15 protein-coding genes are annotated in these 15,928 nt (G+C 70.8%); 7 read left to right on the top strand and 8 right to left on the bottom strand.

Annotation, left to right across the window (positions count from 1 at the left end; all coding sequences use genetic code 11):
- Nucleotides 1–397 precede the first annotated feature (397 nt).
- Nucleotides 398–700 (bottom strand): ArsR/SmtB family transcription factor, encoded by a 303-nt coding sequence (locus FHX81_RS08515; protein WP_211363429.1) that lies wholly within the window; start codon nt 698–700, stop codon nt 398–400.
- Between the two features lie 61 nt (nt 701–761).
- Here FHX81_RS08515 and FHX81_RS08510 point away from each other — a divergent pair, with 61 nt between their 5' ends.
- Nucleotides 762–1,796, top strand: coding sequence for a flavin-containing monooxygenase (locus FHX81_RS08510; RefSeq protein WP_141983820.1), 1,035 nt, complete (start codon nt 762–764; stop codon nt 1,794–1,796).
- Here the strand turns inward: FHX81_RS08510 and FHX81_RS08505 are convergent.
- The 3 genes from FHX81_RS08505 to FHX81_RS08495 are packed head-to-tail and all read right to left on the bottom strand — an operon-like array spanning nt 1,785 to nt 3,592.
- Nucleotides 1,785–2,195 (bottom strand): arsenate-mycothiol transferase ArsC, encoded by a 411-nt coding sequence (locus tag FHX81_RS08505; protein WP_141976685.1) that lies wholly within the window; start codon nt 2,193–2,195, stop codon nt 1,785–1,787. The two genes, FHX81_RS08510 and FHX81_RS08505, sit on opposite strands and share 12 nt — an antisense overlap.
- Nucleotides 2,192–2,902 (bottom strand): aquaporin, encoded by a 711-nt coding sequence (locus tag FHX81_RS08500; RefSeq protein WP_141976683.1) that lies wholly within the window; start codon nt 2,900–2,902, stop codon nt 2,192–2,194. Before FHX81_RS08500 ends, FHX81_RS08505 begins: the two co-directional genes overlap by 4 nt.
- Complete coding sequence (locus FHX81_RS08495) at nt 2,903–3,592, bottom strand: arsenate reductase/protein-tyrosine-phosphatase family protein (RefSeq protein ID WP_141976681.1); 690 nt, start codon at nt 3,590–3,592, stop codon at nt 2,903–2,905.
- A gap of 7 nt (nt 3,593–3,599) precedes the next feature.
- Between FHX81_RS08495 and FHX81_RS08490 the strand changes: the two genes are divergently transcribed.
- Nucleotides 3,600–4,721 (top strand): NAD(P)-binding domain-containing protein, encoded by a 1,122-nt coding sequence (locus FHX81_RS08490; protein WP_246107700.1) that lies wholly within the window; start codon nt 3,600–3,602, stop codon nt 4,719–4,721.
- A 227-nt stretch (nt 4,722–4,948) separates the two neighbouring features.
- Here the strand turns inward: FHX81_RS08490 and FHX81_RS08485 are convergent, their stop codons facing one another.
- From FHX81_RS08485 to FHX81_RS08470, 4 genes are all read right to left on the bottom strand, one after another.
- Nucleotides 4,949–5,323: an ArsR/SmtB family transcription factor gene (locus tag FHX81_RS08485; protein ID WP_141983818.1), complete on the bottom strand. Its 375-nt coding sequence runs from the start codon at nt 5,321–5,323 to the stop codon at nt 4,949–4,951.
- 457 nt (nt 5,324–5,780) lie between these two features.
- Nucleotides 5,781–6,839 (bottom strand): inorganic phosphate transporter, encoded by a 1,059-nt coding sequence (locus FHX81_RS08480; protein ID WP_141976679.1) that lies wholly within the window; start codon nt 6,837–6,839, stop codon nt 5,781–5,783.
- A 261-nt stretch (nt 6,840–7,100) separates the two neighbouring features.
- Entirely contained in the window at nt 7,101–7,484 is a 384-nt protein-coding gene (locus FHX81_RS08475; RefSeq protein WP_141976677.1) for an ArsI/CadI family heavy metal resistance metalloenzyme, read from the bottom strand.
- Nucleotides 7,485–7,565: 81 nt separating this feature from the next.
- Nucleotides 7,566–10,091: a molybdopterin-containing oxidoreductase family protein gene (locus FHX81_RS08470; protein WP_141976675.1), complete on the bottom strand. Its 2,526-nt coding sequence runs from the start codon at nt 10,089–10,091 to the stop codon at nt 7,566–7,568.
- Nucleotides 10,092–11,010: 919 nt separating this feature from the next.
- Here FHX81_RS08470 and FHX81_RS08465 point away from each other — a divergent pair.
- From FHX81_RS08465 to gpmI, 5 genes are all read left to right on the top strand, one after another.
- A complete protein-coding gene (locus FHX81_RS08465) occupies nt 11,011–11,733 on the top strand; it encodes a glutamine amidotransferase-related protein (protein ID WP_170231979.1) in 723 nt (240 codons plus the stop codon).
- Nucleotides 11,733–12,140: a cupredoxin domain-containing protein gene (locus FHX81_RS08460; RefSeq protein ID WP_141976673.1), complete on the top strand. Its 408-nt coding sequence runs from the start codon at nt 11,733–11,735 to the stop codon at nt 12,138–12,140. The genes FHX81_RS08465 and FHX81_RS08460 overlap by 1 nt, the downstream gene beginning before the upstream one ends.
- 35 nt (nt 12,141–12,175) lie before the next feature.
- Nucleotides 12,176–12,928, top strand: a complete 753-nt coding sequence (locus FHX81_RS08455; RefSeq protein WP_141976671.1) for an SDR family NAD(P)-dependent oxidoreductase — start codon at nt 12,176–12,178, stop codon at nt 12,926–12,928.
- Between the two features lie 87 nt (nt 12,929–13,015).
- Nucleotides 13,016–14,335 (top strand): 3-phosphoshikimate 1-carboxyvinyltransferase, encoded by a 1,320-nt coding sequence (gene aroA, locus FHX81_RS08450; RefSeq protein ID WP_141976669.1) that lies wholly within the window; start codon nt 13,016–13,018, stop codon nt 14,333–14,335.
- Nucleotides 14,332–15,915: a 2,3-bisphosphoglycerate-independent phosphoglycerate mutase gene (gene gpmI, locus FHX81_RS08445; RefSeq protein ID WP_141976667.1), complete on the top strand. Its 1,584-nt coding sequence runs from the start codon at nt 14,332–14,334 to the stop codon at nt 15,913–15,915. Before aroA ends, gpmI begins: the two co-directional genes overlap by 4 nt.
- Nucleotides 15,916–15,928 lie beyond the last annotated feature (13 nt).

Below are 15,928 nucleotides of genomic sequence, written 5' to 3'. Positions count from 1 at the left end.
AGGACGAGCTGTTCGCCCGGGGCCGACCCCTGCGCGAAGCGGGAACGCCCGACCCGGATCTTCCGCCGCACGGCCGGCGGCAGCCTGTGGGGTGCCAGTAGCCGGCCACGAAGTTTGCCTGGGGTTGGGCGGCTGCGTGCTCGTACTCGTTGATGAGGCTGCCGAGGACTGGTCGGCGGCGCATCGAGGTCCAGCCCCGCTCTGCGGTCGGGTGGTCGGGCCGTGGTGGTGGTAGTTGCAGGGGGTTTGGTGTGGAACCACTGCCCGCGCCACAGCCGAACCGGGTCCTGCCGCGTCTTCTGTGGAGATCGCACGCAACGGCGACCCCGACGCACGTCCGGGTAAGGCGATTCGCCCCGGCGTTCGGCGCCCGAGAAGTCGGCCGCCGGGTCGGGGGCTATTCGGGACGGGGCGGGCAGCAGGTTCCGAGGCGCTCCTGGAGCTCGGCGAGCGCGGTGGCGATGCCGGTCGGGTTGGCGCGGTAGTAGACGGTCTTGCCCTCGCGGCGGGACGTGAGAAGGCCGCCCAGGCGGAGCAGGGAGAGCTGTTCGGAGGCCGTGGAGTGGGCGATGCCCGCTCGTTCGGCGACCTGGCCCACGGTGAGCTCGGCGTTGCCGGTGAACTCCAGCACGAGCTGTTGCCTGGTCTCGCTGGCCATGGCCTTGAGGAAGCGGCGGGAGGTTTCACCCAGTCGGGTCACGTCGTCAGCGTGGCAGACATATCGTCATTTCGCGAATATCCGATACCATCGAATGGTGTCGATGAATGAGTGGGTCGTGGTCGGTGGCGGGCAGTCGGGACTGGCGGCCGCCTGGGCGGTGAAGGCGGCCGGTGGGCGGCCGGTGGTGCTGGAGGCGGAGGAGCGGCCGACGGGATCGTGGGCCGGCTACTACGACAGCCTCACCTTGTTCTCGCCGGCGAGGTTCAGCTCGCTGCCGGGGCTGGCGTTCGGTGGTGATCCGGAGCGGTACCCGCACCGGGACGAGGTGGTCGACTACCTGACCCGGTATGCGGAGTGGTTGCAGGTCGACGTCCGCACGGGGTGTCGGGTCGAGAAGGTGGTGGCCGGGGACGGCGGCTTCGAGGTGGTGCCGGAAGGTGGCCGGCGCCTGGGCGCGGGACGGGTGATCGCGGCGACCGGTGGGTTCGGCACGCCTCACCGACCGGCGTTGCCGGGGCTCGACCGGTTCACGGGCCCGGTCGTGCACGCGGCCGAGTACCGCGACCCGACGCCGTACGAAGGCCAGCGGGTCGTGGTGGTGGGTGCCGGGAACTCCGCGGTGCAGATCGCGGTCGAGCTGGCCGGTCACGCGCGGGTGACGCTGGCGAGTCGCAAGCCGGTCCGGTTCGTGCCGCAGCGCCCGCTGGGCCGTGACGTGCACTGGTGGTGGACGGTGACCGGGGTGGACCGCGCGCCGGTGGGGCGGTGGCTGCCTCAGCGGTTCTCCACGCCGGTGCTGGACACCGGCGTGTACCGGGCTGCGATCCAAGCCGGTCGTCCGGACCGCAGGCCGATGTTCACCGGTCTGGACGGCATTGCGGTGACGTGGTCCGACGGCAGCCGGGAGCCGGTGGACGCGATCGTGCTGGCCACCGGCTACCGGCCGGGTCTGGGGTACCTGGAGGCGATGGGAGCGCTGGACTCCGACGGCTACCCACAACACCGCGAAGGGTTGTCCACGACCCACCGGGGGTTGGGGTACGTGGGCCTGGAGTGGCAGCGCAGCCTCGCGTCGGCGACGTTGCGGGGTGTCGGGCGTGACGCCCGGTACGTCGTGCGGCGCCTACGAGGCTGAATCGAGCAGTTCGGCGAGCAGGGTGCGCACGCGGCGGTCGATGTCGTCGCGGATGGGCCGGACCGCGTCGACGCCTCGGCCCGCCGGGTCTTCCAGGTCCCAGTCGAGGTACCGCTTGCCGGGGAAGACGGGGCAGGTGTCGCCGCAGCCCATGGTGATGACGACGTCGGAGGCCTCGACGTCCTCGGTGGTGAGCCTGGACGGCACCTCGGCGGTGATGTCCAGGCCGAGTTCGGCCAAGGCCTCGGCGGCCGCGGGGTTCACCTCGTCAGCCGGGGCGGAGCCGGCCGAGCGGACCGTGACGCGGCCCAGCGCGTAGTGCTGGAGCAGGGCGGCGGCCATCTGGGAGCGGCCGGCGTTGTGGACGCAGACGAACAGGACTTCGGGCTTGCGGCTCAACGGACTTGCCCTTCGGTGACGGGTGCGGTGCTGTCGGCGGTGGTCCGGGTGGGGTAGAGCAGGCGCAGCAGTGGCACGGCCACCGCGATGCCGACGACCTGCGCCAGCACGTAGACCGGCACGGACGAGGGCGCGATCCCGGCGAACGAGTCGCTGAACACGCGCCCGACGGTGATCGCCGGGTTGGCGAAGCTGGTGGAGCTGGTGAAGAAGTACGCGGCCCCGATGTAGGCGCCCACGGCGGCCGGTGCGAGCGCGGCCCGTCCCGACCGGGCCAGGGAGAAGATCACCAGCAGCAGGCCCGCGGTGGCCACGACCTCGGACAACCCGTGTGCGGCCGTGGCGCGTTCGGTGGTGCTGATGCTGACCGGCGCGGCGTCGAACATGGCGTTGGCCAGTACCGCGCCGGTGACGCAGCCGAGCACTTGGGCCAGCGCGTAGGCGGGCACGTCGCGCCAGGCCAGGCCCCCGAACACCGCGTCCGCCACGGACACGGCGGGGTTGAAGTGGCCGCCACTGACCGGGCCGAAGATCAGGATGAGGGCGTAGAGGCCGACGGCGGTGGCGGCGGCGTTCTCCAGCAGTTGCAGGCCGACGTCGCCGGGGGAGAGGCGTTGGGCGGCGATGCCGGAGCCGACCACCAGGGCGGCGAGCAGCGAGCTTCCGAGGTACTCGGCCACCAGTCGGTGGTGCAGCGGGCGGGGCATTCAGGATCCCTCGGGAGCGGGGCGGACGGCGGGCACGAGGCGTTCGACGCGGTCGGCGAGGTCGCGGTAGGCGGCGTCGAACGCGTCCGGCGTGCCGACCGCGGCCGGATCGGGCACGGACCAGTGCAGCCGGTCGTCCTGGGCGGCGAGTTCTTCGTGGGCGCTGTCGCACACCGCGACGACCAGGTCACCCGGCCGCAGCACGTCGCGCAGGTGGTGGGGGCGGGCACGGGTGAGCGACAGCCCGTGCGTGCGGGCCGTGGCGACGGCCAGCGGGTGCACGCGTTCGGCGGGCCGGGTGCCGGCGCTCGCGGCGGGCACCTCGCTGCGCCGCTGCCACAGCGCCGCGGCCAACTGCGAGCGCGCCGAGTTGTGGCTGCACACGAACACCACGCGGGGAGCCTCCCGCAACCCGCTGGGCACGAGATCCGTCAGCGTGGACGTGCGCAGGCGCAGGTAGGTGCGTCGGTGATCGCCCTCCGACCGCGACCGCTCCACGATGCCCGCCTGTTCCAGCAGCTTCACGTGGTGGGCGAGCAGGTTGCTGGGCAACCCCAACCGGCGGCCGACCTCGCCGGGCGAAGCGTCACCGAGCACGAGGAGGTCGACCACGGCGAGCCGGGCGGGCTCGCCGAGGGCCGCGTGCACGCGTGCCCGCGCCACCGTGCCCGGAGGCCAGTCAGTATTCATTGACTCAATGATGCTTGAGCGGACGACCGGGGTCAACCCGTGCCGGACGAGGGGTGCGCGCCCCGCTCGCCGAGCTGGACCTTGCGGCCGCCTCGACCCGCCGTGCGACGATCTCGCCGACCTGGCCGAACGGGAGGCCGCGCGACGCCGGCCCGGCAGAAGTGGGGAAGCGCTGAACGTCATCGTCATCGGCGGCGGCCAAGCGGGACTGGCCGCGGGGTACCACCTCCGCCGCGCAGGGTTGGACTTCTCCATCCTCGACGCCCAACCCGGACCGGGTGGGGCGTGGCTGCACGGCTGGGACTCGCTGCGCCTGTTCTCCCCGGCCCGGCACAGCTCCCTGCCCGGCTGGCCGATGCCCCGCTACCCCCACGCGGGCTACCCGACCGCCGACCACGTCGTCGACTACCTCGCGGCGTACGAGAAGCGCTACGAACTGCCCGTCGAACGCTCGACCCGCGTGCGCTCGGTCCGCCGGGTCGACGGGGGCTACGACATCGACGGCCGCTTCGCCGACGCCGTCATCAGCACGACCGGCACGTGGTGGCGCCCATTCATCCCCGCCGCTGCCCGCGGCCTGCCCGGCCGCCAACTGCACACCGCCCACTACCGCAACCCCCGGCAGCTCGCCGGACAGCGCGTGGTCGTGGTGGGCGGCGGCAACTCCGGCGCTCAGATCGCCGCCGACCTGGCCGGTCACGTCGACCTGACTTGGACCACCCGTCGGCCGCCGCGCTACCTGCCCGACGAGATCGACGGCGAAGCACTGTTCGACATCGCCACCCGCCGGCCCGGCGGCGTCGGCGCACTCGGTGACATCGTCGCCGTCCCGCCCGTGCGCGAGGCCCGGGACCGAGGCCTGCTCAACCCCCAACGGATGAACCGCCACACCCTCGCCGGCGCGGACACCGTCATCTGGTGCACCGGCTTCCGCCCCGCGCTCGACCACCTCGCGCCGTTGGGCCTGCGCGACCGCGACGGCCAAGTCCGCGGTGAACCCCGGTCGCACCTGCTGGGCTACGGCGACTGGACCGGCCCCGCCTCAGCCACCTTGGTCGGGGTCGGCCCGACCGCCCGTGCCGCTGTGCGAACGATTGCCGACGCGCTGGGCGTCACGGCTCGCAGGTGATCACTCGATCAGGTGGGCTTGCTGCGGCCAGGTGCAGACGGCGCTCATACCCCGCACGGTCCACCCATGAAGTGGCCGCTGGTCGGTGAGCGCGCGGAGCGGGCCGAGCGGCCTCCGGGGATCGACCGTCGTCGTGATCGACCTGAACCGTCGACACCGGCCCGACCAACACGCCGTCGTCGGCTACTGGGCGTCGCGCATCGGTCGACCCGGACCGGACGCGGCCGTCAGCTGCACCGGCTGCTGTCGGCGCCGCACTCGTCCCCGCAGGCGTCCGTCACCAGTTGCAGGGGGCCGTCGGGGCGGAGCGTCTGCACCATCACGTCCATGCTGTCGGGCCGCAGGCTGTACCAGCTCCAGGTGCCGCGCCGCTCACGGTCCAGCACGCCGGCCTGCACGAGGATCTTGAGGTGGTGGCTCAGCGAGGACTGGGGGACGTCGAAGTGGTCGCGGAGGTCGCAGAAACAGGCCTCCTGGTCGGGCGCCGACCGGACCAGAGCCACCACCTTGAGCCGGATCGGGTCAGCCATCGCTTTGAACAACACGGCCGCCGACACCAGGTCGGTCCTGTCGGCGGAGGATTCCAAGGACAGCGCCGCCATCACCTCGCACCCTCCGTCGTCGTCGGGTTTCCCGAATCCATGGTGTCATCTCCCGTGCCGTGGGCGCACGCCGCAGCGGCGAGCCCTTCGGGTGGCCGGCGCGCTTCGCGCACAGGTCCGATGTGGTTGTGCCGCTGAGTCCTGATCGCATCGAAGGATCTGGATCCAGCGTGATTGTCGGCGAGCGGGCGGCACACGACCCACCTGGACATCGCCCGGGCGGGGACGCGGCGGTCGGTGCTGCGCCGCTCGACCTGTCGGGTGCCGTCGAGTTCGTCCGGAGTTCGGCTGGTGTTAACCCCTTCCTGGTGTGATCGGAGCCGGTGGTGGCTGTGCCGCCGCTGTCGTTCGCGGTGCCTCGCGCCGCGAACCGTGAGGTCCGTACCGCCGTGGTTGCGTCACGGCGGTACGGACCGCGGACGATGACCTGGAAGTTGCGTCTCCAGGTAACCGTGGGTCAACTGAGCAGCAGGTACGCCCCGGCGGAGACGATCGCGGCGAACGGTGGTGTGGCCAGCCAGGCGATCGCGAAGTCGCGGATCGTCTTCTTCTTGAGCCTGGACACGTCCGTGCCGGACAAGCCGGTGATCGCGCCGACCGACACCTGGGTGGTGGACATGGGCAGTCCCTGGAACGCGCCGAAGCTGACCAGGGTCGCGGTCGTGAGGTTGGCGGTGAAGCCCTCCACGTGGGACATGCGGATCACGTCATTGGCCATCCGGTCGGCGATGCGCCGCCCGACGACCAAGCCGCCGATCGCCATCACAGCGGTGACGGCGAGCAGCAACCCGGTGGTCGACATGCTGCCGAGCAGCGCGAACGATCCGATGGCGACGATCTTCGGCGCGTCGTTCATCCCCCGTGCGAAACCGGTGAGGCCGCTGGTGACCCAGTGCAGCACGGTGATCGCCCTGGCCCCGGTCGCCACCGCGGTCGACGCGGCTTCAGCGGTGCTCTCCACCGCCGTGGCGACACCGGTGGGAGTCCCGGTCCGATCCCCGGTGACGGGACGGGCGCGTGCCGCCGACCGCCTGCCGACGGCACGGTTGAGCCTTCGGGCACCGGAGGTGAGCAGCGCGGAGAGCACCCATGCGGCGCCGACGCTGAGCAGGAGCGGCTGCACGACCTTGGTCAACAGCGCCGCCCACTCGACGTGGTTGCTGGAGAAGAGCACTCCGGCACCCAGCAAGCCACCGACCAACGCGTGTGTGGTGCTCACCGGCAGGCGACGCCAGGTGGCGAAGCCCACCCACGCCACCGCTCCGGTCAGCACGGCAGCGGCGAAGGGAGCGGTCGGCGTTGCGGAGACGATGCCACGGGAGAACAAGGCGGTCATCTTCGAGGCGAACTGGAGTGACACGAGGCAGCCGATCGCCGTGGTGATCGTGCCCCAGATGATGGCGGTGCGGATGCGGGCCACGCCCGCGCCGGCCAGCGTCGCCACTCCCTTGGGGACATCGTTGCCGCCGTTGACCGCGGCGAGGGCGAGGACTAATACGAGTACGGCTACTTCCATGGGGCATCCTTCGGGTTGGCTCCGTCATTCGCTCGTCCGGTGGGCGAGACGGTTCAGACGTCCAGTCGGCGCACGGGTGAGCCCCGCTGGACAGCGGTGGTCCACCGTGCCGAGAGCTCGACGCACGCGGGTGGTGGATCAGGTCGGCGCACGCGAAAGGGCCGGACCACCACCTGTCCGGCACCTTGGGCGCACCGAGGTGGGTTCCGGTCGAGTCGCCGATCGCGTGTCGCCACCGCCTGACGCCGTCGCATGCCGGGCTCATCCACCGGCGATCGGGGCGTCCCCCTTCACGACGTAGACTTCCCACGGCTCTTTGCCGGGCCCTTCCACCCAGACCTTGTCCTGGACGGCGTAGCAGCACGTGGTCTCGTTCTCCACGGCTGTGTCCAGGCCTTGGTCGGACAGCCGAGTCGTCGCCGCCTGTACCTCGTCGGTGGACACGACCTCGACTCCGAGGTGGTCCATCACCGTGGACTGTCCGGGTTCACCGGCCAAGAGGACCAGCTTGAGCGGCGGCTGTTCGAGCGCGAAGTTGGCGTAGCCGGGACGCCGCTTCGTGGGCTCGGCACCGAACAGCTTGCGGTAGAAGTCGATGGACGCCTCAAGGTCTCCCACGCGAAGGGCGAGTTGCACTCGGGACATCGGTCCTCCTCCAAGGCGGGCGGTGTTGTGGTCGGGTGTCTCAAGTGCCGGACACCGGTGGACGCGGGTGGCTTGTGGCGATCACGCCTTCCTGACCCGGCAGGCGAAGCACTTGTAGGCCTGCTGCCCGGACAGGTTGTCGTGGAAGCGGTCGTCGACCAGCTCGTTCACCGGGCTGTAGCGGGGTTGACCGAACTGGTCACCGAACTCCTGCGCCGGACCGAAGGTGTTCGGTACGAAGATCGTGTCCTCGCGGATGCCCTCCCAGTGCAGCGCGGTGCCGGTCACCGCGCCCCGCGGGCTCTCCACGACGACCTCGTCGCCGTTCGCGATCCCCAGGCGCCCGGCGGTGCGCGGGTGGATCTGCACCAGGCGCACACCGTTGAGCTGCTTGCCGGTGTGCGTCCAGTGCAGCGCCGACGCGAAGTGCACGACGCTGGGACGTCCGGTGGTGCCCATCAACGGGTACCGCTCGTGCACATCGGAGTCGTTCGGCACGCCGATGGCGGCCTCGATGGTCAACGCTCGCGGGTTGACCGGGTTCGCCACGTACCGGGTGCCGTAGGCGATGGTCGGCAGCCCGCCGGTCACCTCGGGATGGGTGTAGAACACCGGTAACGCGCCGTGCCCGGCGGGACGCAACATCTCGTCCAGTTCCGGGGTGTGGATCTCGACCTTCCCGCTGGGCGTCAAGAAGCGCTTGCCCGCGTTGGCGGGGTTGAGTGATGCAGCGGCCTGGTACCACGACGGGTGGTCGAGGTAGAGCGCGCTGACGCCGGGGTGGCGATCATCGGGACACGGCCAGCGCAAGGGCTCTGCCAGCCCTTCCAGCCTCTGTTGGGACATGCCGCCCATCCCCGGGGTGTGCGCGACGAACTCCTGCCACAGGTCGGAGTAGGTCTTCCAGCCCGCGGGGAAGGCAGCTCGCCAATCGGAGGCGGGGCGTGTGCGGTCGCGCCGTGCCATGGCCCGCGCGAGGTCCAGCCAGATCTCCCAGTCCGGTTTGGACTCGCCGACCCGCGGCACCACCTGCTGTTGCCAGCGGATGCCGCGATCGTCGCGGCGCATGTACACGCCGTCGAGTTCCAAGCCGCCGGCGGCGGGCAGGATCACGTCGGCGTACCGGGCCGCCTCTTCCCTGAACAGGCCGACGTACACGTGGAAGTCGAGCTTCGCGTACGCCTCGCGGACCTTGTGCGTGTTCGCCGAGGCGATCAACGGGTTGCCCTGGTTGATCACCGCTCTGAGGCGGTACGGCGCACCGGACAGGATCGATTCGGCGAAGGAGTCCGGACCGACCGGTAGCGCCGGCTGGGTGATCGGCGGCGCGTCCACCTCCAGCGGGGGCAGGCGCAGCTCACCCGGCCAGGTGTTGTGCATGAAGTTGCACCCACCACCCAGCACGCCGATGTTGCCCGTGATGGCGGACAGGAAGGTCAGCGCCCGGTAGGTGTGGAAGGCGTTGAGCTGGTGGGAGATCCCGGCGTTGCAGAAGATCGCGGCGGGCTTCGCGCGGGCGTACTGCTCGGCCAGCCGTTCGATGTCACGAGCCGGCACGCCGGTGACGCCCTCCGCCCACCGCGGGGTGTAGCCGTGCCGGGTGAGGTGCTCCCGCAGCTGCTCGAAACCGACGACCCACTCCTCGACGAAGCGGCGGTCGTGCAGGCCGGAGTGGATGATCTTGTGCAGCAGTGCGAGCACGAGGGCGAGGTCGGTGTGCGGCTTCGGGCTGATCCACTCGTCGGCCCGCGCCGCGGTGGCCGTCCGGCGCGGGTCCACCACGACGATCCGGGCACCGGTCCGTTGCCTGGCCCGCAGCAGGTAGTCGAAGGTGACGGGGTGCGTCTCCGCCTGGTTGGTGCCCAGGAACAGGTGGAAACGTGCCGCGCCCAGGTCTTCCCGGCCGGTCGCGCCGTCCTTGCCGTAGCCGTTGGTGAAGTTGCTCAAGCCGAACGACGTGCTCAGCGCGTCGCCACCCGCGTCGTTGCAGGTGGGGCCGACGTCCGTGGCGTTGGGGCTGCCCAGCATCGTCAACATGCGTGCGGCCAGCGATCCCGCTCCCTGCGGTAGTCGGCCCGTCGCGCGGTTGGCGATCGCGTGTCCTTCGCCGTTGTCGCGCAACGCCAGGAGCCGGTCGGCGATCAGGTCGAGCGCCTCGTCCCACGAGACCGGGGTGAAGCGCGAGTCCGGGCTTCCCTTGGCCCCCGCTACCCGTTTGAGAGGCGTCGTGACCCGGGCGTGGTTGTAGGTGACCTGCGGCATCATCGGTGCTTTGACGCACAGGGATCCCGCTTGCACGGGGTCGGCGCGCTCTCCGGTGATCGACACGATCTGACCGGCTTTGAGGCCGACCCGCATCCGGCAGTTGGAGTTGCAGAACTGGCAGGCGGTCGTGACGACGCGGTCGGGTTCGAGCGCCGGTGCACCCTCGACGAAAGGCAGCGGGGAAGCGCCGGCGGGACCGGGCGTGATCGGTGGGGCCACGTCGCCGGCCGACGCGGGTGACGCCGTGCCGGCGGCGTGGTCGACCGTGCCGATGGACAGCGCCGAGCCGCCCACCACGGCAGCTCGGACGAACCCCCGCCTCGTGATCGGTGTTTCCCGCACCCGCGCTCCTGTCTGTCCGTTCTCCCGCCCGACGGCGCGCCGGTCGGGTACGTCGCCGTGCGAACGCGTGGCGGACCGGTTGTCCGCGGTGCGACCGCAGCCGGCGGCGCCACCCGCGCTCGCCCTGAGCGCGGGCGTGCAGATGGTCCGTCGATTGTCTGGTGGATTTACTGTGAGGACGGCTCACCGCATACGCGTGACACCGACTTCGCGGCCGCACCAGTCGGTGTCCCGTACCGGCAGTGCCCGCGACGCTACCTCGCGGTTCTGGAAGTGTCCAGGCGTCAAGCAGAACTCCGGCTGGATAACGGAAACGTTGAGCAACTATCTTGTTGTGGCTGGTCGGTGATTATTCCGATTGGAATGGCATCGCTCGACGGGGCGGTGGCGTGCGCTGCCCTCGGGTGCGGTTGTGCCCCCTGCGGTGCCGCACGGCTGTGGCGACCCATGTGGCCTGTAGCTGCGGTGTTGAGCGCCAAGGGCACGTCGGGGCGGTGTGGCCGCGGACGGCGCGGTCCGCCGAGGTGCGGAGAGGGCTTACCGAGATTCGTCCGTTCGGTGGAGTGGTGCTCTCCGCTGTGCGCCTTACCCTGGAACGGTAAGTGTCGATCCAAAATTGGGGATGGATAGCCGCTTCAGGGGGGTTCGCGAGGCTTCCTCGTCGGGCCTTATTGATCTTGTCTTAGCAGTTGAAATGTGTCCACCGCTCGCGTTGGTCGATTATGGCCGGCCATGCCAATGCGACGTGCGTGCTATTTCGCCGTGCCCGCGGGTGGTGCGTCGAGGAACACGGAGCCCGCGGCGACCACTGTGTGACGGCCGGATCGCCGCTTCCACCAACCGGCCCTCGACCACCCATCGATCGACCTCCGCAGGGCGCCGGCCACCGGCCCGAGCAACAACCGACGAGGAGTAGCGAATGCGCTCAGCGCCCCACGCCAAGGTGGCACTGGTCGGTGACCAGTACAACCACGACGAACCCGCGCACCCGAGGATCGAGGCACTGCTGCCCGAGTTGGGCTTCCACTACGAGTGGGTGCCCACCCGGGGGATCACCGACGACACCGACCTGTCCGGTTGGGACGCGATCTGGGTCGTGCCGGGCGCGCCTTACCACGCCCAGCAAGGCGTGCACCGTGCCATCCGGTTCGCGCGCGAGAACGGCGTGCCCTTCCTCGGCACGTGCGGCGGCTTCTACAGCGCGGTGCTCGAGTACGCGCAGAACGTCCTGCACATGGAGGAAACCGCGGAGCTGGGCGACGAGCTCGGCCCCATCGAGCAACTGATCCTGCCGCCGACGTGCGTGCAGAGCGCGGACCACAAGGTCGGGCTGTCGGTCCGGGAAGGCTCCAACCTGTCGGCCATCTACCGGGGTGCGACGCGGGTGCGTGAGATCCTGCAGTGCAACTACGGCATGGTCCAGGAGTTCCTCGACAAAGCCACTCAAGGCGACGTGCGCTTCAGCGCCTGGGACGACGCCGCCGCGCCGCGCGCCCTCGAAATCTCAGGTCATCCGTTCTTCACGGCGTGCCTGTACCAGCCCGAGCTGTCCAGCACGCCTGACTCGGTTCACCCGATCGTGCAGGGTTTCCTGGACGCCGCGGTGGCCAACGCCGGACGCAAGACCTCGGTGAGCGCCTGATGACACCGCTGACCGAGGCGCTCGTCGACGACCGCGCCGCTCACCCGCGTCCGCGGGCGCAGGAGTCGGCCGCGCGCAGGTGCTCGCACCCCGATTCGCTCGCGGCACCGGCGTTGTCCGGGACCGCGACGGCCGAAGCCGTCCGCATCGCACCGGGTTGGCGCGCTGTCCTGCGCACCAGCGCTGATCACACCGTGGAACTGCTGTGCGTGGAGAACACCGCCCAGGCGCCGCAGGAGTTCGCCCCGATCGAGCACTGGCCGTCCGCGCGGACCAGCGGGCATCCGATCACCTTCGTGAGCGGGGAGATCACCTCCGGCCGCACGGTCGACGGCGTCGACTTCTACACCGTTCCACCGGCCGGCTACCTCTGGTTGTGCTGCACCAAGGTCATCGGTCGGCGTTGAGCGCCTTCGACCACCACCACAGGACTGGGGACGACTTGCAACCGAGCGCCGTCATCACGGGCGCCGGCAGTGGCATCGGCGCGGCGACCGCACGCGGCCTCGCCGCCGCCGGGCACCGCGTCGTGCTCGTCGCTCGCCGGCTCGACCGGCTCGAAGCGGTCGCCCGCCGGATCCGCGACGACGGAGCCGAGGCCGTCGTGGCGGAGGTCGACGTCACCGACCAGGCCGCGGTGCGCGACTTCGCGGCATCGCTGCCGCGGTGCGACGTCCTGGTCAACAACGCGGGTGGCGCCATCGGCACCGAACCGGTCGAGGAGGCGCGACCGCAGGACTGGCGCGCCATGTTCGAGACCAACGTCATGGGCTCGCTCCACCTGACGCAGGCCCTGCTCCCGCAGTTGGTCGCCGGTGGCAACGGTGTTGTCGTCGTGCTGACCTCGACCGCGTCGTTCACCGTGTACGACGGTGGCGGCGGGTACAGCGCCGCCAAGCACGCGCAGCACGCCCTCGCGGGCACGCTGCGCATGGAACTGGTCGATCGGCCGGTCCGCGTCATCGAGATCGCCCCGGGCATGGTCCGCACCGAGGAGTTCTCGCTCAACCGCTACCGAGGCGACGCGGCCAAAGCCGCGGCCGTCTACCAGGGCGTCGCCCAGCCCCTGACGGCCGAGGACGTCGCCGACGCCATCACCTGGGCGGTGACCCGCCCACCTCACGTCAACGTGGACTTGCTGGTCGTGCGCCCGCGTGCCCAGGCCGCTCAGCACAAGGTGCACCGAGAGCCCTGAGCGCACCCACCCGGCGCCACCGCCCGACCTCACCGCCAAACCCGCACAACCGGCCCCCGAGCCGCCGCACAACGAGGAGCCAACCCCATGACGTCCACCGCAGACAACGCCGTGCTGTCGCTACCGGAGTGGGAGATCGCCACCCTCGACCAGGTGGACGCCTCGGTCCAAGTCCTCGGCTCGAAGAGCTACACCAACCGGTTCCTCGCGATGGCCGGCTTGAGCAGCCGGCCGACCACCCTGCACAACGCCCTGCTGTCGCAGGACACCATCCTGCTGTCGAAGGCGTTGCGCGCATTCGGCCACGTCGAGGTCGACATCGACGAGTCGAGCAACATCGTCACCGTCACACCCACCGGCAACCCCATGACCGCGCCCGCGCGGGAGATCCACATGGGCAACGCCGGGACGCCCATCCGCCTGCTCATCACCATGGCGGGGCTCGCCCGGGGACGCACGGTGCTCACGGGGAGCGACCGCATGCAGGAGCGTCCGATGGCGCACCTGCTGGAAGCGCTCGCGCCCTTGGGGGTGACGGCCACCGCGCTGCGCGGCAACGGCTCGCCGCCCATCGCGGTCGAGGGGCCGGCCCTGGTCGGCGGCGACACCCGGGTCGACGGCACGGTGAGCAGCCAGTTCACCAGCAGCCTGCTGATCAGCGCGCCCTACGCGCAGAACGACGTGCGGGTCGAGATCGTGGGCGACCTGCTGTCCAAGCCCTACGTCGACATGACCGTCGAGGCGATGAAGCGCAACGGCGTCGTCGTGGAGCGCGACGGCTACACGTCCTTCAGCGTCGCCGCCGGCCAGCGCTACCAGGCAGGTCAGGTCACCGTGGAGCCCGACGCCTCGGGCATGTCGTACTTCCTGGCCGCCGCCGCGATCCTCCGAGGCCGCGTGCGCATCCCCGGCATCACCCGCGCGTCCGTGCAGGGCGATGTCGGGCTCGTCGACGCGCTGGTGCGGATGGGCTGCACCGCCAACGCCGACACGGACTCGATCACGCTCGAGGGTGGCGCCCTCACCGGCATCGACATCGACATGTCGAACATGCCCGACGTCGTGCCCACCCTCGCCATCGTCGCCGCCTACGCCACGGGCAACACCCACATCACCGGCATCGGCAACCTGCGGTTCAAGGAGTGCGACCGCATCGACGCCGTGAGCACCGAGCTGCGCAAGATGGGCGTCACGGTCGACACCACGATCGACACGATGACCATTCACGGCGGTTCGGCGCCGCGCGGCGCCGTGATCGACACCTACGACGACCACCGCATCGCGATGGCCTTCGCCATCATGGGGCTGCGGACCCCTGGCGTCGTGATCAAGGACCCCGGCTGCGTCGCCAAGTCCTTCCCGACGTTCTGGCAGCGCCTCGACGGCCTGCGCCGAGGTGACGCGTGAGCGACCGGCACAACGGCATCCTGCTCATCCTCGACGGGTGGGGCCACGCCCCGCCCGCGCCGGGCAACGCCATCAGCGCGGCGGTGACTCCGGCGTTGGACGACCTGCTGACCAGGTACCCCACCGCGCTGCTGCCGGCCTCGGGCACTGCGGTCGGACTGCCCGACGGCGTGGTGGGCAACTCCGAGATCGGGCACATGGTCATCGGCGCCGGTCGTCCGCTGGAGTACGACAGCCTGTTGGTGCAGCGCCAGGTCGACAGCGGGGAGTTGCGCCGTCACCCCGACCTCGTCGCCGCGTGCACACGACTGGCCGCCAACGGCGGCGCGCTGCACCTGGTGGGGCTGTGCTCGGACGGCCGCATCCATGCCGATGTCGCCCATGTCGCCGAGTTGCTGCACGCTGCGGCCGACGCGGGGCTGCGGCAGGTGTTCCTGCACGCCATCACCGACGGTCGTGACGTCGCCGACGGCAGCGCCGGGCAGCACCTCGACGTCCTGCTCGGGCACGCGGACCGGGCGGGCGCGGGCAGGTGCGTGTCCGTCGTGGGCCGCAACTTCGCGATGGACAAGAGCGGCAAGGCGGACCTCACCGCGATCGCGTGCTCCCTCATCGTCGACGCCGAGGCCGAGCGGGTCGTGCCCGAGCCGCGGGCCGCGGTGGACGGCCAGGCCGGCGACCAGTGGATCCCGGCAACCGTCGTCTCCGGCGACGGTTCCCGCCACCCGGTCCGTGACGGTGACGTCGTGCTGTTCACCAACTTCCGCAGTGACCGCATCTCGCCGCTGGTCGACATGGTGCACACCCGGTTGCGGGACACCGGCCGCTCGTCCGTGCGGCTGCTCAGCCTCGCCCAGTACGACACCACGGCCGAGGTGGTCCCGCTGGTGCGCCGTGCCGATGCCTCCGGCGGCCTCGCCGACGCGCTCGAAGCCGCCGGAGTGCGATCCGTGCGGATCGCCGAACGGGAGAAGTTCGAGCACGTCACGTTCTACGTGAACGGACGGGACCCGTCGGCCCGCCCGTTCGAGGAGCACCAGCTCGTCCCCACCGCGGTGGGGGACGACTACGTCGCCCAGCCGCGGATGAACGTGGCGGAGGTCGCCCGCCGGGTGGTCGAGGCCGCTGAGCGCGACGACGTCGGGGTGGTCGTGGCGAACCTCGCCAACATCGACGTCGTCGGCCACACCGGTGACTACGAGGCCACCGTGGTCGCCACAGGCGCCGTGGACACCGCCGTCGCCACGATCTGCGCCGCCGCGCGGGCACGGGGCAGGTGGGTGCTCCTGGTCGGAGACCACGGCAACGCGGAGCAGATGGTCAAGACCGGCAACACGGGCGAACAGCGCCCCTACGGGGGCCACACCCACAACCCGGTGCCGTGCGTCCTGGTCCCGGCACCGGAGTCGGCCTACGCCCTCGACCCCCGGGTCACCGGTGCCGCGCTGCCCTCGGTGGGCCCCACGGTGCTGCAACTGCTGGGCCTGCCCGTCCCACCCACCATGACGGCTCCCCGGCTGCTGACCGAAGCCGCCGAACCACATCGTCGGCCGGTGCGAGCCGCACCAACCACCAACTGAAGGACTCGCGTCG

It is taken from the genome of Saccharothrix saharensis, from assembly GCF_006716745.1.
GTDB classification, from domain to species: Bacteria; Actinomycetota; Actinomycetes; order Mycobacteriales; family Pseudonocardiaceae; genus Actinosynnema; species Actinosynnema saharense.
Note: the sequence above shows the minus strand (reverse complement) of the source record. Positions and strands in the feature narration are given on the sequence as shown.